Annotated in this window: 21 protein-coding genes; 19 read left to right on the top strand and 2 right to left on the bottom strand. The window is 62.1% G+C overall.

What is annotated here, in order from left to right; translation table 11 throughout:
* Positions 1-19: 19 nt before the first annotated feature.
* The gene (locus tag BV071_RS17135; protein ID WP_035609689.1) at positions 20-4,612 is read left to right on the top strand and encodes a LamG-like jellyroll fold domain-containing protein; all 4,593 of its coding nucleotides are present in this window, start codon (positions 20-22) and stop codon (positions 4,610-4,612) included.
* A gap of 15 nt (positions 4,613-4,627) precedes the next feature.
* Here the strand turns inward: BV071_RS17135 and BV071_RS17130 are convergent, their stop codons facing one another.
* Positions 4,628-5,203, bottom strand: a complete 576-nt coding sequence (locus tag BV071_RS17130; RefSeq protein WP_035609686.1) for a cytochrome P460 family protein — start codon at positions 5,201-5,203, stop codon at positions 4,628-4,630.
* 263 nt (positions 5,204-5,466) lie between these two features.
* Between BV071_RS17130 and BV071_RS17125 the strand changes: the two genes are divergently transcribed.
* From BV071_RS17125 to BV071_RS17105, 5 genes are all read left to right on the top strand, one after another.
* A complete protein-coding gene (locus BV071_RS17125; protein WP_035609683.1) occupies positions 5,467-6,228 on the top strand; it encodes a right-handed parallel beta-helix repeat-containing protein in 762 nt (253 codons plus the stop codon).
* A 133-nt stretch (positions 6,229-6,361) separates the two neighbouring features.
* The gene (locus tag BV071_RS17120; RefSeq protein WP_035609680.1) at positions 6,362-6,724 is read left to right on the top strand and encodes a hypothetical protein; all 363 of its coding nucleotides are present in this window, start codon (positions 6,362-6,364) and stop codon (positions 6,722-6,724) included.
* Positions 6,725-6,918: 194 nt separating this feature from the next.
* A complete protein-coding gene (locus tag BV071_RS17115) occupies positions 6,919-7,605 on the top strand; it encodes a tetratricopeptide repeat protein (RefSeq protein ID WP_035609678.1) in 687 nt (228 codons plus the stop codon).
* Between the two features lie 4 nt (positions 7,606-7,609).
* Positions 7,610-9,475: a ComEC/Rec2 family competence protein gene (locus BV071_RS17110; RefSeq protein WP_035609676.1), complete on the top strand. Its 1,866-nt coding sequence runs from the start codon at positions 7,610-7,612 to the stop codon at positions 9,473-9,475.
* Positions 9,456-9,860: a hypothetical protein gene (locus BV071_RS17105; RefSeq protein ID WP_265594542.1), complete on the top strand. Its 405-nt coding sequence runs from the start codon at positions 9,456-9,458 to the stop codon at positions 9,858-9,860. The genes BV071_RS17110 and BV071_RS17105 overlap by 20 nt, the downstream gene beginning before the upstream one ends.
* Positions 9,861-9,872: 12 nt before the next feature.
* Here BV071_RS17105 and trmB read toward each other — a convergent pair whose 3' ends face one another.
* On the bottom strand, positions 9,873-10,490 hold the full coding sequence (gene trmB / locus BV071_RS17100) for a tRNA (guanosine(46)-N7)-methyltransferase TrmB (protein ID WP_052573506.1): 618 nt from the start codon (positions 10,488-10,490) through the stop codon (positions 9,873-9,875).
* A 221-nt stretch (positions 10,491-10,711) separates the two neighbouring features.
* Between trmB and accB the strand changes: the two genes are divergently transcribed.
* From accB to BV071_RS17035, 13 genes are all read left to right on the top strand, one after another.
* Complete coding sequence (gene accB, locus BV071_RS17095) at positions 10,712-11,170, top strand: acetyl-CoA carboxylase biotin carboxyl carrier protein (protein ID WP_035609671.1); 459 nt, start codon at positions 10,712-10,714, stop codon at positions 11,168-11,170.
* Positions 11,171-11,221: 51 nt separating this feature from the next.
* The gene (gene accC / locus BV071_RS17090; protein ID WP_035609668.1) at positions 11,222-12,574 is read left to right on the top strand and encodes an acetyl-CoA carboxylase biotin carboxylase subunit; all 1,353 of its coding nucleotides are present in this window, start codon (positions 11,222-11,224) and stop codon (positions 12,572-12,574) included.
* Between the two features lie 66 nt (positions 12,575-12,640).
* Complete coding sequence (gene thiE / locus BV071_RS17085; protein WP_035609666.1) at positions 12,641-13,270, top strand: thiamine phosphate synthase; 630 nt, start codon at positions 12,641-12,643, stop codon at positions 13,268-13,270.
* Between the two features lie 48 nt (positions 13,271-13,318).
* On the top strand, positions 13,319-14,254 hold the full coding sequence (locus BV071_RS17080) for a PfkB family carbohydrate kinase (protein ID WP_265594541.1): 936 nt from the start codon (positions 13,319-13,321) through the stop codon (positions 14,252-14,254).
* A 382-nt stretch (positions 14,255-14,636) separates the two neighbouring features.
* Complete coding sequence (locus BV071_RS17075; RefSeq protein WP_081886057.1) at positions 14,637-15,662, top strand: TIGR02597 family protein; 1,026 nt, start codon at positions 14,637-14,639, stop codon at positions 15,660-15,662.
* A gap of 55 nt (positions 15,663-15,717) precedes the next feature.
* Positions 15,718-16,353 carry a PEP-CTERM sorting domain-containing protein gene (locus BV071_RS17070; protein WP_035609661.1) on the top strand — a complete coding sequence of 212 codons (636 nt, stop codon included), beginning with the start codon at positions 15,718-15,720 and terminating at the stop codon, positions 16,351-16,353.
* 189 nt (positions 16,354-16,542) lie between these two features.
* A complete protein-coding gene (locus BV071_RS17065) occupies positions 16,543-17,184 on the top strand; it encodes a PEP-CTERM sorting domain-containing protein (RefSeq protein ID WP_035609659.1) in 642 nt (213 codons plus the stop codon).
* 287 nt (positions 17,185-17,471) lie between these two features.
* Complete coding sequence (locus tag BV071_RS17060; RefSeq protein WP_265594540.1) at positions 17,472-18,143, top strand: hypothetical protein; 672 nt, start codon at positions 17,472-17,474, stop codon at positions 18,141-18,143.
* A gap of 170 nt (positions 18,144-18,313) precedes the next feature.
* Positions 18,314-18,892, top strand: a complete 579-nt coding sequence (locus BV071_RS17055) for a hypothetical protein (protein WP_265594539.1) — start codon at positions 18,314-18,316, stop codon at positions 18,890-18,892.
* A gap of 95 nt (positions 18,893-18,987) precedes the next feature.
* Positions 18,988-19,620, top strand: a complete 633-nt coding sequence (locus tag BV071_RS17050) for a hypothetical protein (protein ID WP_035609651.1) — start codon at positions 18,988-18,990, stop codon at positions 19,618-19,620.
* A gap of 228 nt (positions 19,621-19,848) precedes the next feature.
* Positions 19,849-20,496, top strand: a complete 648-nt coding sequence (locus BV071_RS17045; RefSeq protein WP_035609648.1) for a hypothetical protein — start codon at positions 19,849-19,851, stop codon at positions 20,494-20,496.
* Positions 20,497-20,710: 214 nt separating this feature from the next.
* Positions 20,711-21,343 (top strand): hypothetical protein, encoded by a 633-nt coding sequence (locus BV071_RS17040; protein ID WP_035609647.1) that lies wholly within the window; start codon positions 20,711-20,713, stop codon positions 21,341-21,343.
* Positions 21,344-21,523: 180 nt separating this feature from the next.
* On the top strand, positions 21,524-23,587 hold the full coding sequence (locus tag BV071_RS17035; protein WP_265594538.1) for a histidine kinase: 2,064 nt from the start codon (positions 21,524-21,526) through the stop codon (positions 23,585-23,587).
* Positions 23,588-23,644: the final 57 nt, after the last annotated feature.

Raw genomic sequence — 23,644 nt, 5'->3', positions numbered from 1 at the left:
TCGGTTCAGCCCAAAACCCATGTCGAACCCGCCCTTTCTCCGGGCAGGCCTGTGCCTGCTCCGGGCCGCTTGCGCTCCGGTCCTACTAATCGCCTCGCTCAGCACCCTCCACGCCCAGCCGGGCTTGGATGCGCCGGAGGCCATCGGCCCCTATCTCGGCGGGAAATTCCCGGCCGTGGAACCCACTGCCGGCGGCGAGTGGACGGTCAACGAGACCTACCAGGGGATCAATATCAACCTGCCGACGCACCTGACGCCCTATCCGGGCACGAACAAGCTGCTCTGCATCGCCAAGGAGGGCAGGATCTTCCTCTTCGAGGACAGCCCCAGCGCGAACACCACCGAGACCTTCCTCGACTGGCGGGCGAATACCTTCACCTCCAGCGATAGCGGGATGGACTGGCTGGTCTTCCATCCGGAATTTGGCCAAGCCGGATCGCCGAACCGCGGCTACGTTTACATCACTTACAAGTGGGCACCCGCCACCGGCGGCGATGGCAATAATGCCTACTGGCGCCTGTCCCGCTTCACCGTGCCGGATGGCAGCCAGGCCGCGGATCCGGCCAGCGAGCAGATCCTCGTGCAGCAGTATGACCGCCAGCAGTTCCATGACAGCGGCTGCATGATGTTCGGGCCGGACGGCTACCTCTACTACGCGATCGGCGATGAGGGCGGCGCGAACGACCAATACAACGTCGGCCAGCGCATCAATGAGCGCCTGTTTTCCGGCGTCATGCGCATCGACGTGGACCAGAAGGCGGGCAGCCATGCGATCCGCCGCCAGCCCGCGCAGATCACCATGCCCGCTGGCTGGCCGAATAGCTTCACCGCGCACTACACCATCCCTAACGACAATCCCTTCGTGGACGCCGGCGGCGCGAATCTGGAGGAGTTCTACGCGATTGGTTTCCGCCAGCCCTATCGCTTCTCTTATGACCCGGTGACCCAGCGCACTTGGGTTGGCGAGAGTGGTCAGGATACCCAGGAAGAGCTTTCCATCCTCGCGCCCGGTGCCAACTACGGCTGGCCTTTCCGCGAGGGCACGGGGCCCGGTCCGCAGGCCCAGCCCGCCGTGATCCACGGCACGCTCACGGAGCCGGTGTGGAGCGTCGCGCACGCCGCCGGGCCGGACGGTTGCGTGGTCGGCGGCTTCGTCTATCGGGGTGCCGCCCATCCTTCGCTGGTCGGCAAGTTCATCACGGTCGACAACGTCAGCGGCCGCATCCGTGCCTTTGACTACGCTAATGGCAGCGCCACCGGCACGATCCTCACGGACATGCCCAGCGGCAGCGTCTATAGCGGCACCTCGACGATTGGGCGCGACCAAGCCGGCGAGCCGGTCTTCATCAAGATCAACGGCACCGGTACCCGCGGCCGCTTCATGAAGCTGGCGGTCGAGCCGCCCGCCACGGCGAATCCCGTGTGGTACCGCTTCGAGGACCAAGCGGCATCGAACAGCTCCGGCTACGTTTCGGACAATCCAGGCAACAAGGCCGGCGATTCGATCAACAACGGTCTCTCCCTGATGGTGACGGACGATGAGTCGACCTCGGGGGCGAATGTCACCTATTCCTCGACCACCAATGGCCTGATCCCTGCCGGAGTCGCTGGCAACAATGCCTCGGTGCGCAGTGTGGGGGCAGGTGATGCCGACGGCTACCCGGGCAATGCCGTCGGCGGCCTGACCTTGGCGGACAAGTTCGGGAAGCTCGATGACTTCACGGTGGAGCTCAGCTTCCGTCCCGCTTCAGGCTCGTTGACCAACGGCTCTTACCAGTGCTTCTTCGGCCTCGACGGTACTTCTGGCACGACCTCGATCGATACCGAGAACGGCCCGCCGATCCAGCCCTTCCGGCTGATGCGCTGGGGCCGCAACGGCGCGGGCAATTCGCTCGTAGCTTTGGCAGAAGGCGACCTCTTCCTCGACATCCGCACGATCAATCCTGCCGACGGCCAATGGAACTCGGTGCCGATCAAGCTGCTCACCAAGGCCAACTTCCCGGTGAGCCAATGGTATCACCTGGCGATCGTCGGCAATGTCTCCGCTGGCACGGTCACGGTTTATTCTTATGCCAATGGCAGCTACACCCAGATCGGCCAGCAGACTGGCTACCATGGGAACCTTCCCTCGAGCTATTGGACGGTCGGCCGCGGCATGTACGGTGGCGGCCCGGCCGATTACGCTCTGGATGCGCGCTTTGACGAAGTTCGCATCGCTCCCACCGCGTTGGCTCCCGCGCAATTCCTTTACGCGAACCAAGCTTGGCAGCCGACCATCGTGGTGAGCCAGCCTCCGGCCTTGCTGTCGCAGACCGGCGCCTTCTCGAATCTCGCCACCCTGACCCCGGCGCAAGGCGTCATCCCCTATGGCGTGAATGCGCCGCTGTGGTCGGATTCCGCGCTCAAGAAGCGCTGGATCGCGCTGCCTAACAACGGCACCCACAACACGCCGGAGGAGAAGATCGGCTTTAATCCGGAAGGCAGCTGGTCCTTCCCGGCTGGCACCGTCTTCATCAAGCACTTCGAGCTCGCGACGGATGAGAGCAATCCCAACACCCACCGCCGGCTTGAGACCCGCTTCATCGTCGTGCCCGCGAGCGGCGAGCCTTACGGTGTGACCTACCGCTGGCGGCCGGATGGCAGCGATGCCGAGCTCTTGCCGGATGGCTTGAGCGAGCCGATCACCATCCATGAAGCGGGTGGCGGCACGCATAATCAGACCTGGGATTATCCCAGCCGCACCGATTGCCGGATCTGCCACAATGGCAATGCCGGGCACATTCTCGGACTGAAGACCTGGCAGCTCAATGGCGACCTGACCTATGACCGCACCGGCCGCACTGCCAATCAGCTCGAAACCATGGGCGCGCTTGGCTGGTTCGACTCCGCCTACAATCCGGAGCAGCTACCTTGGTTCCTGAAGAGCCACAATATCAGCGATACCAGCGCCAGCCTGGAAGACCGCGTGCGCTCGTACATTGATTCGAATTGTTCGCAGTGCCACCGGCCTGGCGGCGTGCGTGCCTACTTCGATGCCCGCCTGACCACGCCCTTGACCGAGCAGGGCCTGATCCGCGGGGCACTAGAGGTGCCGTACTTCGATGCCGGTGACCGTGTGATTGTCCCCGGTGATCTTGCGCGTTCCATCCTCAAGGTCCGCCACGGCACCGCCGGCACGCTCAAGATGCCGCCGATCGCGAAGAGCATGGTGGACGAAAAGGCCGCACAGGTGATCGGCGATTGGATTCTCTCCCTGCCATCCGCACCGGCAGTGCACCTCGCGGCGCCTTCCGGGGCGGGAGGCCCCTTTGATGTGACGGTCCACTTCTCGGAGCCGGTTGTCGGGCTGAGCGCCGCGGACTTCTCCGTGCTCAATGGCAGCGTCAGCGGTCTAACAGGAAGTGGTGCGGATTACACCATCACGCTGACCCCGCATCGCTTCGGCGAAGTAATTGTCAGCCTCCCCGCGAATAAAACCCAAGCGGCTGGCGGCTTGGGCAACTTCGCCTCCGGTGAGACCCACACGATCGTCTCCGATGCCAGCTTGCTCGCCTGGCTGAAGCTCGATGAGGGCACGGGCAGCACCGCCATCGACAGCTCGCCCGCAGAGCGTCACGGCACCCTGCTCGGCATGGAGCCGTCCGATTGGATCACCGGCAAATTCGGCGGCGCGCTTTCCTTCGATGGCTCCGGCGAGCTGGTCTCGATGTCGAATGTGGCCACCGGTGACTTCACGATCTCCTTCTGGATGCGGACCACGCAGGCCTTCCAGGTCACCAATGCACCGCCCTCCGGGCGCGCCATCGTCACGGCGGATGCCCCCGGGCCTAGCAACGATTTCATGATCGCGGGGACTCGGGGCAGCAACAACCAGGGCGGCCTGGTGGACCGCATTTCCTTCCAGACCGGCTTCGCTGGCGGCGCCCAGCCGAATGCCGTGATCCACGGCACCAGCTCGGTGAGCACCGGCAATTGGGTTCACATCGCCGCCACCCGCGTGCGTGCCACCGGGGTAATGAAGCTCTATGTGAACGGCGTGCTCGAGGCGACCGGCACCGGCAGTACCGATCTGCTGAACGCGAACTCGGTCCTCAGCTTTGGCGGTAATCCCGCTGGCGCAGCCACCAGCTACCAGGGCGACCTGGACCAGTTCCGCATTCACGGCCGCGCTCTCTCCGCCACCGAGATCCAGGAACTCGTGCAGGAAACCGGCAAGTTGCCGCCCTACCAGCAATGGCTTGCCACTTGGCTGCCCGGCTTGACTCACCTTCACGGCCTCGACCTCGATCCCGAGCACGACGGCAACAGCAACTTCGCCGAGTTCGCCTTCGGCGGCAGCCCGACGGCCTATGATCGCTTCTCGGTGCCCTTCACCCACGCCGCGGATGGCAGTGTCACCCTGACCTACCTGGTCCGCAAGGCCCCGGCTGGTGGCGTCTATCACGTCACCGCTACCAGCGACCTGAGCGCTTGGACGAACATCGATGCGGCGCTCACCAATATCCAGCACCAGGACCTTCCCGGCACGGACTACGAGCGCATCACAGCCACCTACAGCCCGCCGCCAGATAGCAAGCAGACCTTCTTCCGCATCGAGGCGCAGCCGGAGTAGGGAAGGGCCGATGGCTCACTTCTGACCCGCGAGGCCGCTCAAGGAGTAGCGGGTGAAAACAAGATCCCTGGCCGCGACCGGCTGGTGGCAGGGGAAGCAAGTCGCGAGCATGGACTCGCTGGCGGGCTCACCCGTGGCTTCGCTGAATTGGGCGAAGCCCCAGCCACCGGTGGCGGCGTACTTCTTCGAGTCCTTGAACATGAACTGGACCCCGTTCTTGGGCGCCCCGGCGATGAAGGATTGGGCCTGGCCGAAGACCTTGTTGTTCTCCTCCGAAGGGACCAGGCTCCAGGCGATCCGCGCGATGATTGCACCATCCGGAAAGGGCAGAGTACCTTCCTGATAGGCTTTGACCGCGATGTCGTTGCCAAGGATGGCCCGGATGTCATTCTGCTTACCTTCCTCCCGCGCGACCGAGATCAGCCGCCAATCCCGGTATCCCGCAGGGATCTTGGCGAGATTTGGATCGGGGGACGCCGGAGCCTCTGCCTTGCCGGGTGCCTGGTCCGGTGCTTCCGCCCGCTGCGCTTGGATCACGGTCGGCAGGACCAGCCAGGTGGCTACGAGGGAGATAGTAACGAGAGCCTTCATGTTGTGATTCGCTTGGAGTGAATTTTCCGGGTGGGCTCCGCAGCCCGCGACCTTTCCTTGGAGGACGAGCTTCGCCCGTGACTCTGAAAATTCCAGTCCCTTGGCTGCCAGTCGGGAGGAGGCCTGTTCCGCGACGCGATCTTGTCGAATGGCGATCTCTCTGGGAGATCGCACTACGGAGCTGTGGGCAATCGCCGGATTACGGGACTGCCACATGAGCTGTCCTTGTTATTTGTTAGGTCCCTGAGCATCCTCTCGCGGACATGAAGATTCTAGCCTCCCTCACCGCCCTGATCCTGTTCTCGCTGACCCACATCTCCTCTGCCCAGGCCAGTCGCACCTGGGTCTCCGGCGTGGGAGACGATGTCAACCCCGGCAGCCGCACTGCTCCTTGCAAGACCTTTGCCGGAGTGATCTCCAAGACCGCCGCCAAGGGGGTGATCAATATCCTCGATCCCGGCAGCTTCGGAGCGGTGACCATCACGAAATCCATCACCATTGATGGCGGCGGGATGGAGGGCAACATCCTGGGTGCCGCCGTGAATGGGATCGTCATCAATGCCGCGGCCACCGATGTGGTGATCCTCCGCAACCTCCAGCTCGACGGCTTTGAGACCGGCTTGGCTGGCGTGAAAATCTTCCAAGCTGGCGCCGTGTACTTGGAGAACTGCCGGATCAAGGGCTTCACCACCGGGATCGAAGAGGTCAACGCCGCCGCTACCGGCGTGCAGGTGACCTTGCGCAATTGCGCGATTGAGGAGTGCCTCGGTGCCGGGATCTCCCTGACTCCGGCCGCCACTTCCAGCAGCGTCGCCTTCATCGACAAGACCACGATCCAAGCCTGCAACCAAGGCGTGGTGGTGAACCCGAAGGGCAAGGCGATCCTCAGCAACAGCGTCGTCTGCTTCAGCGTGGCCGACGGCCTGAAGCGCGTGGGCACGGGCCTGATCCAAAGCTTCAAGAACAACCAGATCTTCGGCAACACGCCGGACGGCGCTCCGAATGGCGCTCTCAAGGCCAAGTAAGCGGCGACTGATCCGATTCTCCAAGCCCGCCTCCGGTCTCCGCCGGATGCGGGCTTTGCTTTTCCTTTTCCGCCGGACCGCCGCCAAACTTGACACTTGGCACCGTATGAATGGAGCTTTCCGCTCTCGTCCCATGTTCCAGATCGTCTTCAACGAAATCAGCGCCGCCGAGATCTCCCGGCTCGATACCTTGGAGCAACTGGAGCTGCTCGACGAGTTCAAGGTCACCGAAAAGGACCTCGAGAACCTCGACGGTGAGCGTTTCGGTCGCATTGAGCGCGATGGACGCACCCTCTACCGCTTCCGCGCGCAGGACTGGCGCTTCTACTTCGAGGTCAAGGACGGCACCGTGATCGTCCACCGGGTGCTCCACAAGGGCACCTTCTCCGATTTCGCCTTCCGCTCGAAGATCCCGATGGGCGAGGACGAGGAGCTGGCCAAGTCCAAGCACTTCTGGAAGCTGATCGACGAAGGCCGCGCCGCGCGGCGTCTTTGAGGAAGGCTGGAACGGGAGGAGATTGAGGCGAGCAGGTTGAAGAGGATCTGAAGATCCACCGTTCCGCTGCCTTTATCTTGTCCATACCATTCATTCTCATCGCGATCCCGCGACCCTGAACCCCGCAAAATAACGGCGAAGTATACGGATTTTGTGCTTTCCGGCAGCAGAACCCGGCGGAATGTTCCGCCTATATGAAGTGGGGCTTTTATGTTGTGATGATCCTGGCGGTCGCGTTTGCGTGGATGAAATTCGCGGGCGCTGAGAAGGAGATTCAGGCGGAGAAAGCCAAGCTCTCCCAGATGATCAACAGCGGCGACGAGATGGATGAAGACATCGCCAAGCAGCAGTCGAAGGTGGAGAGCAGTGAGGGAGCCAAGACCGGTAGCGGCATTCTGTTGGCCTTCATGACCGCTGGTCTGGTCGGCATAGTCTTCGTCATCCACGTCCTGCCCGCCATCGCCCACCGTTTCACCCACGCCGTTTACGACAGCGGCGAGGAAGTCGAGAAGGACCCGATGCACGATGGTCGCGCCAAGGTTGCCCAAGGCGACTGGGAGGGTGCCATTGAGGCCTTCCGCCAAGCCGCCATCGCCCAGCCGCTCAACCGCTTGCCGTGGGTGGAAATCGCCAAGATCCAGCTCGACCACTTGGAAGACGCCCCGGCCGCCGTGCAAACCCTGCGCACCGCGATCGAAGGCCAGGAGTGGGAGGAAAACGACGCAGCATACCTGATGTTCCGCGTCGCGGAGATCTACGAGACGGAGCTGTCCGACCATAATTCGGCGGCTGTCATCATGAATCAGGTCATCGAGCAATTCCCGGAGTCGCGCCACTCCGCCAACGCCCGCCACAAGCTCCGCGAATGGGGCCTCGCCTGAGGCCATGCGGGACCGGCTCCGCCGCACGGTGGAGCGCCACCCCCTGCTGTGGGTGGCCCTCGTCGCGGCGGCTGGTGTCCTGACCGGCGATGGCAAAATCACCCCCGGCCTCCTCTGCGGGGCCGCCTTGTTGGCGCTGCTGGCCTATACCGGCCTGCGCCGCTTCACTCTGGCCGCACTGCTGGTGGCCGTAGCGGCAGGTGGCCTGCACGGCTGGCGGAAATCCCGCCAGGATGCGGATGCCGCGCGGCTCGAACGGATCCGTTCTGCGGAGATCACCGCCCGTCTGCTTTCGGAGCCTCGCTCTTCCCTACGCGGCTGGTCGGCCGTGGCGGAGGTCATGGAAGGCGGGCATGTCGGCCAGATTTGGCTCCAAGCCGAAGGCCGGGTGCCGGCGTGCGGGGAAGTCCTCCAGATGAAGGGCCGCTACGAGCCCCTGCCCCTGCGCCGGAATCCCGGCACTTTCGATGTCTTCCCCTGGCTCTACCGGCAGGGGATCTGCGCTTGCTTCGAGGCCTTGGAGATACCCCGTCAGGTCGCAGCTCCTTCCGGCTTTCACCTGCTGGAAAACCGCGCCCGCAACGCCTTCCGCCATGCTGTGACCGACGGGCTGGACCCGGAGGGCCGTCAAGCCGCCGTGATCCGCGCGATGGTTCTCGGCGACAATCCGGACAATGACCAGGAGCTGATCGGCGCCTACCGGAACAGCGGCACGCTTCACGCCTTCTCCGTCAGCGGCATGCATGTCGCCATGGTCGGCCTGATTGGCTGGTTCGTGCTCAAGCTCTTCGGAATGCCGCGCCGCGGGGCAGTGGTCGTCATCCTGGTCGGGATGCTGGCCTACGCATGGGTTACCGGCATGAAGCCGCCGGCGGTGCGCTCGGTGGTCATGGCGGGGGCCCTCTTGGGGGCATTTTTGGTCCGGAGGAGGCCGGATCTACTGAATGCCCTCGGCTTCGCCCTGCTGGCAGCGGTGCTGACCAATGGCCACCTGATCTTCCAAGCCGGGGTGCAGCTTTCCTTCGGGGTGGTTTGGGCGATCGGGATCGGTGCTGCTCTGGCCGCGCCGGCTTTCGCGTGGATCGAGCGTCGCGAACCCTACCTTCCCCGCCAGCTTTATGGGCCGGGCCGCGAGGCTTGGCTGCGCAGCCGCGAGAAGACCGCCGCTGCCTTGGCTGCCTCCACCGCCGCCAGCGTCGGCTCGGTCCCGCTCACCCTGTGGCATTTCGGCTTCCTCGCCCCGATCTCGATTCTCGCCAGCCCGTTGATCGGCATGCCGATCCTGGTCCTGATGGCCTTGGCCCTCCTGGCGGTGGTCTGCTCGCCCTTCCCGGCCGCCTCGCAGGCCGTCAACCGGGCGAATGGCTACGTGGCCGATAGCTGCACCGCCTTGGCTGGCTTCTTCGCCCGGATCCCAGGCGGGAATTTCAGCCTGCCGCTCGACCGGCCGGGCAATGACTTCCTGATCATCTACGATCCCGGCTACGGCGGCGGGGCTGCGCTGATTCACGAGCAGGGGCAGACCGTGCTGATCGATACCGGCAGCCGCGCCGCCTTCCAAAGGATCGTGGGCCCCTCCATGCGCCGCCTCGCAGTGCTGCCGGACAGCATCGCGCTCAGCCACCCGGACGGCGGCCACATCGGCGGCGCGGTGGATGCGGCGCTCGGGCCCTACCCGATCCGCCAAGTGCTGATCCCGGTCAACAAGGCCCGCAGCTCCGTCTTCCGTGAAGTCCTCAAGACCACCGAAGCCAAGCACATTCCCACGACCTTGGGGGGCTGTCGGGGTGCGCTATCCGATTGCCGGGGACTCGTGGCTCGAGGTCCTCCACGAGCCGGCCCCGGACGCCATGAACACGGTGGCAGATGAGCGGGTGATGGTGCTGCGCTTGCACTGGCGCGGCTGGAGGATTCTTTTCACCAGCGACGCTGGCTGGAGCACCGAGCGCAAGCTGATGGACAGCGGCCTCGACCTCACGGCGGACCTCATCGTCGCCGGCCGCAACCGCACCGACTCTTCGCTGGGCGAGGATTTTCTGGCAGCGGTGAAGCCCCGGGCAATCATCGCCAGCCACACGGACTTTCCGGTGGCGGAACGGATCCCCAAACGCTGGGCAGAGCACTGCGAGGCACAGGGCATCCGCCTCTTCCACCAAGGCAAGACCGGGGCGGTCACGCTGGCACTGGGGAAGGACGGCGCGCTGGTGCTACGGGGCTTCCTGAATGGGGAGGAGCTCAAGCTGGCCCCGAAATAGGTCCCATCGGGCCTACTTGGCTTTCAGCAGTCGCAGTCCCTGCAGGGTTTTCCCTTGGCTTTCCCACAGGAGCTGGAAGTCGGTCTTCGGGTAGAAGAAGGCGTCCTCCGGCCAATCGAGGCGCTCGAACTTCCCGAAGGTGGCAACCTTCTCCACTGCCCATTCGAAATATTCCGGGTGGTCGGTCTTGAAGAGAAACTCGCCGCCGGGCTCTAGGACCTCCCACACGGCCTGCAGGAACTCCTGCTGAATCAGACGCCGCCGATGGTGGCGGAATTTCGGCCAGGGGTCCGGGCAGAGCAGGTGCAGGCGCGAGACGGACTCCAGCGGCAGCAGCCATTCCGCGGTGTAGCGGCTCTCCAGACGCAGCACGTGGAGGTTCTCCAGCTTCCGTTTGGCGGCCTTTTTGCAGACCTTGCGAACCCGTCCCAAGAGGCGCTCGACGCCCAGGAAGTCGCGCTCCGGGTAGTGCTCGGCCATCTCTAGCAGGAATTTTCCGTCGCCGCAGCCGAGATCGATTTCCAGTGGTCGGCCCTCCCGGACGATCTCATGACCCTCCAAGCGCCGGAAATAATCCGGCGGTACGAATTCTAGCTGTTCGGGAACCCGTGCTGGTCTCGTATCTTCCATCCGCGCCGCTTCCAAGCCTCCGGGGAGGGTGCATGGCAAGCGAAACCCTGCGGACGCGCATTTTTCGGATTTTCTTTGGCTCTCAAAACTTCTAACTTCCGCCCGCCTCGCGGGCCCTTCCCGCTTGACGGCGTTTGCCCGGGGTCTCTAGCTAACGCATCCGTGGCGCTGCTACCGGCGCACTCCCCGCTCTTCGCCACCACAACCCTTTTTCTTACACCGTGGACCTCAAGGAAATCCGCAAGATCGTCGAACTCATGAATGAGGCTGGCCTGACTGTCTTCGACATGTCGAAGGAGGGCTTTCACCTCAAGCTGCGCAAGGGCCCGGATCTCGACGCTTTGCGGGGTGCGATGGCAGCCATGCCGCAGGCACCAGTCGCCTATCAGCCCGCTGCGGCACCCGCCGCCGGTGCTCCTGCAACTGCCGCCACCCCGGTGGCCGATGGCGAGGCGATCACCTCGCCGATGGTCGGCACCTTCTACCGCAAGCCTTCGCCGGATGCTCCCAACTTCGTGAGCGTCGGCGATGTCGTGAGCGAGGGCCAAGTCCTCTGCATCATCGAGGCCATGAAGGTGATGAACGAGATCAAGGCCGAGAAATCCGGCACCATCTCCGCCATCATCGCCGAGGACGGCAATCCCGTTCAGTTCGGGGACACCCTTTTCCGTATCAAGTGAGCCTTTCCCTGTAGGGAAGGCTACCGGGCTCGCCAACGCCACCACTCGTCCATGTTCAAACGCGTCCTTGTCGCCAATCGCGGTGAAATCGCCCTGCGCATCATCCGCGCCTGCCGGGAACTCGATATCGAATCCGTGGCGGTCTATTCCGAGGCCGACGTCGATTCGATGCACGTCCACCTCGCCGACGAGGCCGTCTGTATCGGCCCGGCGGCGAGCAAGGAAAGCTACCTGAAGCCTGACCGGATCATCGCCGCGGCGGAGATCACGGAGGCGGATGCGATCCACCCCGGTTACGGCTTCCTTTCGGAGAACGCCCGCTTTGCGGAGATCTGCGAGAGCTGCAACATCAAGTTCATCGGGCCCTCGGCCAAGGTGATCTCGCTGATGGGCGACAAGGCCACGGCCCGCGCCACCGCGATCGCCAATGGCGTGCCGATCACCCCGGGCTCCGGGCTACTGGCGGACGAGAAGGAAGGTCTCGCCGAGGCCAAGCGCATCGGCTTTCCGGTGATGATCAAGGCCACCGCCGGCGGTGGCGGCCGCGGCATGCGCCCCTGTTTCAGCGCGGAGGAATTCACCGCGCTTTACCGCGCCGCCTCGACCGAGGCTCAGGCCGCCTTCGGCAATGGCGACTGCTATCTGGAGAAGCTGGTTCTCAACCCGCACCACGTCGAATTCCAGGTCATCGCCGACACTCACGGCAATTTCATCCAGCTGGGTGAGCGCGACTGTTCGATGCAGCGCCGCAACCAGAAGATCGTCGAGGAATGCCCCTCGCCGCTGCTCGGCCCCGAGCTGCGCTCCCGCATGGCGGAAGCCTCCGTGGCGCTGATCAAGAACATCGGCTACGAGAACGCGGGCACCATCGAGTACCTCGTCGATGACAAGGGCGAGAACTTCTACTTCATGGAGATGAACACCCGGATCCAGGTGGAGCATCCCGTGACCGAGGAAGTGATGGGCTGCGAACTGATCAAGGAGCAGATCCGCATCGCTGCGGGCGAGCCGCTCTCCGGCCACGTCCTGAATGCGGTGCCGCGCGGCCACTCGATCGAGTGCCGCATCAATGCGGAAGACCCCTTCAACAACTTCTGCCCGAGCCCGGGCAAGATCGAGATGTGGTATGCGCCCGGTGGCAAGGGCGTGCGCGTGGATACCCACGTCTACTCCGGCTACACGGTCCCGCCGAACTACGACTCGATGATCGCCAAGCTGATCGTCACCGGCGCCAACCGCGAGATCGCCATCGCGCGCATGAAGCGGGCGCTTGGCGAGTTCATGATCCGCGGGATCAAGACCACGATTCCCTTCCAGCAGGAGATCATCGCGCATCCTGATTTCGCCGCTGGCAACTACGACATCGGCTGGGTTGCCCGCTACCTTGAGGAGCGCAAGGGTTGAACCAGCTTCCGTAGTGGAACGGCTGCGCCGTTCCGGCGGGCTGAGTCCACCCTCCTCCCATCGGCGATGAATCTCCACGGCCAACTCTACGCTATCCTCGATCTCGGCTACGTCCGGGAAGAGCACGCGCTCTCCGCCGCCAAGGCGCTACTGGCTGGTGGTGCCAGCCTGCTCCAACTGCGCGCCAAGGGCCACTCTCCGGAGACCATCGAGGCCCTCGCGCGGCAAGTAGTGCCGCTCTGCCGTGAGGCTGGTGTGCCCTTCGTGGTGAACGATTTTCCTGACATCGCCGCGGCGGTGGGCGCGGATGGCATCCACATCGGCCAGGACGACGGCAGCCTCGCGGAGGTGCGGCAAATCGTGGGCGAGGGGATGCTCGTCGGACGCTCCACCCACTCGCCGGCGCAAGCGCGCGCAGCGCTCGAAGAAGGCTTCGACTACATTGGCTTCGGTCCGCTTTTCCCCACGCCTACGAAGCAAGGGAGGCCGGGCATCGGAACGGCCGATATTGCGGCGGTGCAGCTGGAAGTCGGGTCCCGCATTCCGGTGTTTTGCATCGGTGGCATCAAGCGGGCGAACTTGTCCGAGGTCCTCGCTGCTGGTGCATGCAACGCAGTCATCGTTTCCGATCTACTATGCGCGCCGGACATGGAAGCCGCGACGCGCGAAGCGATTGCTTTACTCGCTTCCCGCTGAATTTCCAGTTCTCCTCGTCTCCCAATTCCCAACCAAGTCACTACCGCCATGCCTGCACCACTGCCCATCGTCGTCGGAGGAACCATTGCCATCGATAACGTCAAAACTCCCTTTGCCGACGAAACGAATCTGCTCGGCGGTTCCGCGGCGTATGCGGCTTTGGCGGCGTCCTTCTACCACGCTCCGGTGCATCTCGTCGGCATTGTGGGTCAGGACTTCCCGCCGCAGCACTTGGCGATGCTGGAGTCGCGCGGCGTGTCCCTCGATGGCGTAGAGCGCTCGGAAAGCGAGTCCTTCACCTGGTCCGGCGAGTACTCGAACAACATGAACAAGCGCGTGACCCATCGCGTGGGTCTGAACGTGCTGGAGAACTGGCAAGTGAAGGTGCCGGCTGCCGTGGGTAGCTCGGCTGCCTACGTGGTGCTGGCGAACATGTCGCCGGACAACCAGCTCGAGATGCTGGCGCAATGCCAGGCCAAGGAACGGTTCGTGATCGCGGACACCATGGACCTCTGGATCGAGATCGCCAACGAGCGTTTGCACGACGTGCTCAAGCAGATCGACCTTTTCGTCATCAATGACAGCGAGGCGCGCGAATTTACGCGCACACCAAATCTTCTTCATGCCGGGCGCATCATGCTGGAAAAGGGCCCGAAGCACGTTGTGATTAAGCTCGGCGAGTATGGCGCGATGCTCTTCTCCGCCGGCCAGCCGGAGCAGTTCTTCCGCTCCTTGGCTTACCCGCTGGAGGAACTGGTCGACCCGACCGGTGCCGGCGACAGCTTCCTCGGTGCGCTGGCGGGCTACCTGGCGGCGAAGGGCTCCGCCATGCCCGATTTTGCGACTCTGCGCGATGCGGTGGTCCACGGCTCCGTGCTCGCTTCTTTTACCTGTGAGGCTTTTTCGACGCGTCGACTCGAGACCCTTGACGCCGCGACCCTGAGCGGCCGGATGGATCATTTCCGGAGCGTGACTTCTTGGTAATCAAAGGGCATTCACCTCGCGGCTCCAACTGTTAGTTATTTTCGCCGCATTGCTCTTTTTTTTGGCCATGAAGTGACTTACTTCGCTAATTCTAAAAATTGCGGTGGAAATTTTTATGTGAGGCTCAGGAAGCCTCGCCGTTGGTCCGCAGGCTCTCGAAAACCGACCTCCGAGAAGGCCTTCTAGTTCCGCATAAATGCCTGATCCTAGTGAAATTGCGTTGGAAGCTACAATTTCCTTGCGAGCTCCCGGGAAATCGCGGTGAATACCCAATGTATGGGAAAAAGTTTACCGGCAAAATGCGTGCCGTGACAATGCCGTCACCTCCTGCCGTGCTTTTTCCTCGACGAAAACGAAAACCGAACCTAAACCCAGTCTTGTCATGAAACCAATCATCCCAACCACGCTTTTTGCAGCGTTGCTTGCTGTCGGTGCGGCCAATGCCGCAGCCACTGATCCTGTCGGCTATGTCAGCCTTGGTGACACCACCTCCGGCAATCCAGCCGTGAAGGCGACCACCGACGTAATGCTCTCCATCCCGCTGGCTCGCCCGACTGAATTCGCGGGTGTTGTGGCCTCGAAGGGCGCTGGCACGATCACCATCGGCGGCAACCCAGGCTGGACCACCAACCAGTGGGTTCCTGCGGTCACCCCGGCGACTCCGTATCTCCTGACCGTGACCAGCGGTACGGAAGAAGGTTTGTTCGCCCTGATCACCGCCAACACCACGGACACCGCGACGGTGACCGTGATCGCTGGCAACCTGGCCAACGTGGCCGCCAACGACCAAGTGGTGATCGCCAAGGCTTGGACGCTCGGCAGCCTGTTCCCGGTCGGCACTGCTCCTACCGGCACCCAGGTGCTGGCTTTCGATGGTCTCGGCGTTGGCATCAACGTGCCAGCCAGCCAGATCTACACGATGGCACCGGCCAACTGGCTGCAGACCTTCGGCGGCAGCGGCAATGCCAACGGCACCATCCTCTATCCCGGTGAATCCTTCATCATGCGTACCGCTGGCAACCCGGTTGCCTCGCTGGTGGTTTCCGGTGAAGTTCCGACCTGGAATCACAAGACGATCATCTCGAAGCTGACCGCTCCTGGCACGGGCCAAGACAATCGCATCAGCTACTTCAGCCCCGTGGGTGAGACGCTCGGCAATGCCTCGGTTCCGGCGACCACCGGTGACCAGTTGCTGATTTTCGACAACTCGACCGCAGGTCAGAACAAGGGCGCGAGCGCCATCATCACCAAGACCCCGACCGGTTGGCTCGGCACCTTCGGCCTTACCGGTGACCAGTCCGGTTACCAGATCGGTGGTGGTAGCGGCTATGTTTACCGCCGCGTGCCGTCCGCTCCTGCTGGCGACGTGACCTGGACCGACGAACAGGGCTACATCCTCAACCTCTGATTATTCGACTTAGGCGCCTCCCAGTTAACTATCGGATTGATCGACTTCTACCTGCATGAAACTGAATAAACTGATTGTCGCGTCCCTGATGGCGTTGGGCTCGTTCACCGCTGCGAATGCTGCGGTAACGATTACCTTCAACGCTGCGTTCTCTGGGGGGCTTTCTTCCAACCTTGCCAATACCGCTGGCGTTGTCTCCAACGGGCTCAAGTGGGGCATCATCGTTGATACCACGGGCAACTCGTTCCTCAGCCAGTATGACGCCGTTGCCTTCACCCAAGGTACCAACACTACCTTGACCGTGGGCAACGTGGCTACAGATGACCGCCTGATTCTGGCGACCTCCTTGACTTCGGACAGCGGCCAAGGCGGTCAGGCCTTGGAAGGTGATTTCACCACCCCAGGCGGTAACGGCGGCGTCGACGGCCTTATCTTCGCTTTGGCGAACGGTGTGGCTGCTGGCCAGAAGTACTTCGTTGTTTGGATCGACGAGTCCACCAAGAAAGCCGGCGCCCTTGGAAACGCTGCATTTGTGATCCCGGCAGATGGCCAGACGGTCAGTCACGATTCACCTTTCTTGGGTGTTGATCCAGTCCGCGGTGCGACGAATATCCAATTCGCCGTACCCGAGCCCTCTTCCATGTTGTTGGGCTTGCTCGGTGCGCTAGGCTTCATTCGCCGCCGCCGCTGAGTTACTGATAACTTCAATTGGAATTTAAGGGGCGGGGTTAAACCCGCCCCGTCTTCCAAGGTAGGGTCTCGCCAATCCCCTTGGATGCGCAATGTAGATTGTCATTTGATAAAACCCCTGCACGGTCCTCTGACTTAGGCCCTCCCTCTGTCTCCCTCAATAAATCCTCAGCCTCAGACACCCCCTTGTATGAAATTAAATAAACTCATTGTAACATTCCTGGCCCTTGCGGCCTCGTTTACCGCCGCCAATGCCGCGGTGACGGTTGCCTTCAACGCTCCATTCGCCGGCGGCTTGTCGTCGGGCTTCACCACCACGGCCGGCGTGGCTGGTACGAACGGCCTCAAGTGGGGCATCATCGTTGACACCACCGGCAACGGCCTTCTGTCCACCTATGACCAAGTGGCTTTGGTTCAGGGCACTTCGGTGTCACTGACCACGAACGGCGGAACCGCAACCGGTGACCGTCTTATCTTCGCTGCCAATTTGACCAGCGATAGTAGCCAAGGTGGGCAAGCGCTTGAATCTGATTTCGCGACCCCTGGTGGAAACGGTGGCGTGGATGGTCTTTCCTTCGCTTTGGCTGCTAACGGCATTGCCGTGGGTCAAGCCTTCTCGATTGTTTGGTTCGACTCGTCGACCAACAAGGCTGGTTCTCTGTCCAATGCCCAGTTCTTGGTTCCGGCCGATGGCCAGACTGTGACCTACGATGCGCCTTTCGTGGGTGTGGACCCGGTTCGCCAAGCGTCGAACATCAGCTTCGTTCCCGAGCCTTCGTCCTTGCTCCTCGGTGCACTGGGCGTGTTCGGCCTGATCCGCCGCCGTCGCTAATCACGAATTTGGTTTAGTCTTTCCATAGGAGGCGGGTGATCCATTGGTTCACCCGCCTCTTTCTGTACCCACCATGCTTTGTTGGTAGGAGGGTTCATCGGATGCTCCCGGAAAATCGGGTAGGGGAGCCGGGTGAGTCCCCACCGTTTTTGGGGGGTAAAGCCAAGGAAGTCGTTGCGCAGGGGCTCGGAGCAGGAGAAATTTCCGCCTGCGCCGACGGATTACTGACGAGAGCCCCTCCGGGCGGCATTGGATTCGGTGCAGCCCAATCCTCTCCTTCCACCCGCTTGAAAACCTTCGTCCGATTCCTGTTGTTGCTCAAGGTTCTATGCTGTGGCCTCGCTTGGGGGCGCGATCCGGCCGCAGTGGCTGAATTCGAAGAGCGGCTCAAGCAGGCACAACTTCCCCAAGACGCCCAGAAGCTGGCAGTCGAGGCAATGGCCTCGAAGGATTATGACCTGATCCAAGCCTGTTTGAACTATCCTCTCGCCAGCGTCATGGTCATGGGATGCTACGTCGAGGAACCCGCATCGGAGTTCAAGGACCGCCTCACGATGGACTTGCTCGCGCAGCAGTGGGAGGAAAAGGCGAATGAGCAAGGCAAGGAAGATCCGGAGACCTACAAACCCTATGTCGACTACATGCGGGAGCGCCTTGGCGAAGAGGTTGGCATCGGGTCGCCCGAGGAGCTCATGAAAGCTGCAAGAACCCACGATGACCGGGAGCGTCTGATCCGGAAGTTCAGGAACGAATTGGTAAAGGCCGGCCTCGCCGAAAGCAAAGCCGCCGCCAGTCGACCCCGCAAGGACTGGACTCCGGGCCACGATCCTGGTTCAGCCGCAGGCGATGACGCTGATGCTCTGGGAGGCGGCAGCAACAGCACGCTGCTACTCGTCGGTGCCGCAGTCCTGATCGCCGCGGTCGGAGGCTATGTGCTATTCTCCAAGAAGGCGGCTTGAACTTCTTTTTCACACGCGGGTACTTGCTATCGAGCGTGGGGGCGGGTAATGCTAGTTAGCTTTTTGAGCCGTGTTGCCATTCCGGTCATACAAGCCTCCATTATCTCCGAGTCCACCCACGTGATATGAAACCACACCCACTTATCGCTTCACTCTCGGTAGCTGCCGCCATGCTTTCTCCCGTCCGTGGCGCGGTGACGATTGCCTTCAATGCTCCCTTCTCGGGCGGTATGTCGTCGAACCTCGCCAATTCGTTGGGAGTGGTAAGCAATGGCATGAAGTGGGGAATCATGGTGGATACCAACGCCAATGGGTTTTTGTCCGTATACGACTTTGTGCCGCTGGTTCAAGGCGCCTCCATTTCACTGACCACCAATGGTGGTGAGGCTACTGGCGATCGCCTCATCCTGGCCCTTGACCTCACGAGCGACAGTAGCCAAGGCGGCCAAGCGCTAGAGGGGGACTTCCTCACTCCTGGCGGTAACGGCGGTGTATCGGGGATCTCCTTTGCCCTCTCCAATGGTCTAGCCGCTGGCCAATCCTTTTTCCTCGTTTGGTTTGACGGAACCTTCGAACGATCCGGATTCCTTGGGAGTCCCCAGTTCGTGATTCCGGCCGACGGACAGACGGTTACTTACGCCCAAGTGTTCGAAGGTCTGGATCCAATCCGTCCAGCCTCGTTCCCCGAGCCGTCGTCAGCCCTGCTGGGATTGCTGGGAGCCTTCGGTCTATGGCGCCGCCGCCGTTGACTTTGCCTCAGGATAGTCCCGCGAAGGCGTGCCCGGCTATCTGGTTAGTTAGCTTCTGAAGTTGCTTATCCCACTGCTGTCATTCTCTTCGTGATATGAAACAACACCCACTTATCGTCTCGCTCTTGTTAGCTGTTGCCACGCTTTCTGCCGCCCATGGCGCGGTGACGATTGCCTTCAATGCTCCCTTCTCGGGCGGCATGTCGTCGAATTTCGCCAACTCGCAGGGAGTGGTAAGCAACGGCATGAAGTGGGGAATCGTGGTGGATACCACCGGTAATAGCTTTTTGGATAGTTACGACAGTGTAGCCTTGGTCCAAGGCACATCGGTCGCATTGAAAGCCAATGGTTTCGCTACTGATGATCGCCTCGTCCTGGCCCTTGACCTCACGAGCGACAGTAGCCAAGGCGGCCAAGCGCTAGAGGGGGACTTCCTCACTCCTGGCGGTAACGGCGGTATATCGGGGATTTCCTTTGCCCTCACGAATGGTATGGCCCGCGGCAATACTTTTTTCCTAGTTTGGTTTGACGAAACCTCCGGTCGGTTCGGAGCCCTTGGAAGCCCCCAGTTCGTGATTCCGGCCGACGGGCAGACCGTTACCTATGCCCAAGTGTTCGAAGGTGTTGACCCGATCCGCAAAGCCTCCAATGGATACGTTCCCGAGCCTTCGTCCGCCCTGCTTGGATTGCCGGGAGCCTTCGGCCTGTTGCGCCGCCGCCGCCGTTAACCGGGCTTCAGGGTAGGTCCGCGAAGGCGGGCTGAATTGTCCCGGCCATCTGCTTGGCTCGCTCCGCCAGCTGCCGGATCCTCCGGGGTCCGCCTCCCTCGTGCCGCCCTGCATTTACTGGGTGATGTTCTCTTTTCACTCGCCGGACTTGCTAGCCTTCATCGGTTGCGGGTAAGGGTAGTTAGTTTTTGAAGCTGCCTTGCTCGCTGCGGTCGTTCTCCTCGTGATATGAAACCGAATCCACTCATCGTCTCACTCTTGGTGGCAGTTGCCACGCTTTCTGCCGCCCGCGCCACGGTGACGATCGTCTTCAACGACCCTTTTGATTATGGCATGTCGTCGAATCTGGCCAACACAGCCGGGGTGGTAAGCAACGGCATGAAGTATGGAATCATCGTCGATACGACCGGAAACGGTATCCGTGGGACCTACGATCCGCTGGCCCTGACGCAAGGCACCTCGGTTCAACTGACCAATTTGGGGAGCGGGACCGGTGACTTCCTGATTCTTGCCAACGACCTGACGAGCGACACCAGCCAAGGTGGCAACCTCTTTGAGGGCGACTCCACGACTCCTGGAGGGAATGGTGGAGTCAGCGGAGTTAACTTCACCTTGGGCGGCGGCGTTACCACCGGCCAAACTTTCTGGTTGGTCTGGTTTGATTCGGTCACTAACAAGGGTGGCAGCCTTGCGAGCGCCGAGTTTGTGGTCCCGGCGGATGGACAGACAGTCGAGTGCGATCAGGTGTTCCTAGGAGTGGACCCGGTGCGCCCCGCTACCTCAATCGCCTTTTACGAAGCTTCCAGTATCCCCGAAGCTTCCAGCTTCATCTTGGGGCTTTTGGGAGCCTTCGGCCTATTGCGCCGCCGCCGTTGACTCGGCCTCTTGGCAGGTCCCACGAAGGCGGGCTGAATTGCCTGGCCATCTGGTTAGCTTGCTCCGTCAGCAGCCTGATCCTTCGTGCCGCCCTGCGGTTACTGGGGCAAGGTTCTCCTTTTCACTAGCCGGACTTGCCAGCTTTCATCGCTTGCGGGTAAGGGTAGTTAGCTTTTGAAGTTATTTTGTCCGCTGCGGCCATTCTCCTCGTGATATGAAACTAAATCCCATCGTCGTCTCGCTCTTGGCAGCTGTTGCCACGCTTTCTGCCGTCCATGCATCGGTGACGATTACCTTCAATGCCGCCTTCGTTGGCGGCATGTCGTCGAATCTTGCCAACACGGCCGGTGTGGTGAGCAACGGCATGAAGTATGGAATCATCGTCGACACGACCGGAAACGGCCTCCGTGGAAGCTATGATCCGCTTACCCTGACTCAAGGAACCTCGGTTCAACTGACCAATTTGGGGACCGCGACCGGTGACTTCCTGATTCTTGCCAACGACCTGACGAGCGACAGCAGCCAAGGCGGCCTCGTGGTGGAGGGCGATTTCGTGACCCCCGGCGGAAACGGCGGCGTCAGCGGGCTAAGCTTCGCCTTGAGTGGCGGCGTGGCCTCTGGCCAATCCTTCTGGTTGGTTTGGTTTGATTCGGTGACCAACAAGGGCGGCAGCCTTGCAAGTACCCAATACATCATCCCGCCCGATGGACATCTCGTCGACTACGCTGATGTGTTCGTAGGAGTTGACCCGGTGCGCCCCGCTACGGCCATCGCCTTTCCCGAACCTTCCAGCTTCATGTTGGGGCTCTTGGGAGCCTTCGGGCTGCTGCGCCGTAGGCGTTGCTAGGGGGAGGGTGGGCTCTGCCAGGCAATCCCTTGAGCCACGCATCCCGGCCTCCAAAGGCTTGACCCGAAATGGCGGGCGGGAGTTTGCTGGACACATGCGATTCCCGCCAAAGCCTGTTGCTGAGACCCGGGTACGGGAATTTCCGGCTTGGCGACCGGGAGCTGTCAGCCACTGGCTCCGATGATGTTCCGCCTTTCGCTGTTGCCGCTGCTGTCCGGCTTGTTGCCGCTCCTTTCCTTGCCGTCCTTGGCGGCGGAGGAGAAAGGCTGGGACTATCGTTTGGCACACCAGTTCTCGGGCAGGCTGTCCCAAGTGGAAAAGGATTTGGCAGATATCGCGGCCGAGCTGCCGAAGCTGCCCGCCGTGCCGGTGGCGGACGAAGGTGGGACCGGGGGCTTCGCGAGCAAGCATGACACGCCGGTGCCTCCCAAGGAGGGCGACTACTCAATATCGCTGGGCTTTTCCGCGCCGGGTGAGGTGGATCTGGTCGTGATGGTACCGGCCCGGCGCTATGGGGTCGGCGGTCTGGATCCGCAATTCGGCTTGCCGGATTCCTTCACGGTGGATCTGTATGACGAGAAGGGCGCGATTGTCGGCCGGATCGCCGAGCCAAGCGGGCTGTGGGCCGATCCGGTGCGTGCAGGCCACCCCTTCGTCTTCCCGGTGAATCCGCCGGTGCGTGCGGCTGGAATGAAGATATCTGCCACCCGCTTGGGCCCGGATTCCGACTCGTCCCAGTACCTGCATGCTTGGGCAGAGGCTTTTGCTTTTGCAGGTGAGCGCAACCTGGCCCGCGGAGGGAGCGTCCGGATCTCTGAGGTCAAAACCCCCGGGGCACCGTGGGAGTGGAGCATCGAATATCTGGTCGATGGACAGACGCCGCTGGGCCTGCCGGAGATGCCTGCCGGACCGCACCAGAATGTGGGATGGATGTCTGATCCCAAGCTCCGCGCCACGGATGCCGTGTGGCTGGAGCTGGATATGGGCGAGGTCCGCGAGTTCGACGCGATCCGGCTTTTCCCCGCCAAACGGGCGACTTCGGATCTGCCCAGTGGTTTCGGTTTTCCACGGCGTTTCACCGTGGCGGTGCCGGCGGAGTCCCCCGGCGAGGCGCCGCTGGTGAAGGAATTCAGCCGCAGCAATCCGGGGCACAATCCCGTGGTGTTTCCGCTCGGCAATTGGAAGGGCAGGAGGGTGAGGATCGGGATTACCGAACTGTGGAAAGCGTACGAGAAATTCCCGGCTTTTGCCGCGCTGAGTGAAATCGAGCTGTTGCGGGGCGAGGAGAATGTAGCACTGGGTGCGACGGCCCATGCGGAGGGCGGGATGGGAACGATCATCGGCTCCGGTTCGCAGTACTGGAACGCGGCAAGCCTGACAGATGGTTTCGGGCCGGAAGGGAAGCTGGTTTCAGAGCGGACTTGGCTGCTCGCCCTAGGGCACCGTCTCGAGTTGGAAGAGCGGCAGTACGCTCTGCGGCGGGAGGCGGAGGCGATCATTTCCGCTTGGCGGAAGGCGGGGCTCGCCACCGTCGTCATTTTCGGAGCGTTTGGCTCGGTGATCCTGGTGGCCTACCCGATCCGCTATCGCTTGCGGGAGAAGCGCCAACTGGCCAAGGCGCGCGATCGCATCGCTGGCGACTTGCACGATGAAGTGGGTAGCAATCTGGGCAGCATCCAGATGTTCGCCGACCTCGCCGAACGACGGCAGGGTAGCTCTGCGGAACTCAGTCGTATCCAGCGGATCGCGGCGGAGACGGTCAGCGCCGTGCGCGATATCGTCTGGCTGCTGCGGCCGGAAGGGAACCACCGCATCGCCACCGTGGAGCACTTGCGGGAGACTTGCTCGATCATGCTTGAGCCGCTGGAGTGGAAGTTCTCCGCGAACGAGGCCGCTTGGCAGTGCGAGATGTCGGATGAATCGAACCGCCATCTCTTTCTTTTCCTGCGCGAGAGCCTCCACAACATCCTGCGCCATGCCGGGGCTGAGCATGTGGAGATTCACGTGGAATGCGATCCCAAGGAGTTCCGCCTGAAGATCACCGATGATGGCTGTGGCATCGCTCCCGAGCGCTTGGAGCGGCCGTCCACCCTGCGGGCCCTGCGCAAGCGGGCGGAAAGCCTGAACGCGAAGTTCGCCTTGGACAGTGGGCCAGGGCGGGGGACCTCCCTTGAGCTCGACATTCCGATGCAGCAGAAGCGCCGTGGCAAGATCGCGAAGCCGGCTGCGGATACTCCGGTGTGAACTCGCTCATCAAAGGTCCCGGTTGCGCCATGCTCCCCGGCGTAATAAGCATGTGGC

This window comes from Haloferula sp. BvORR071 (genome assembly GCF_000739615.1).
Lineage (GTDB): Bacteria > Verrucomicrobiota > Verrucomicrobiia > Verrucomicrobiales > Akkermansiaceae > Haloferula.
The sequence above is the reverse complement of the archived record's forward strand: the minus strand, read 5'-3'. Positions and strand labels throughout refer to the sequence as shown.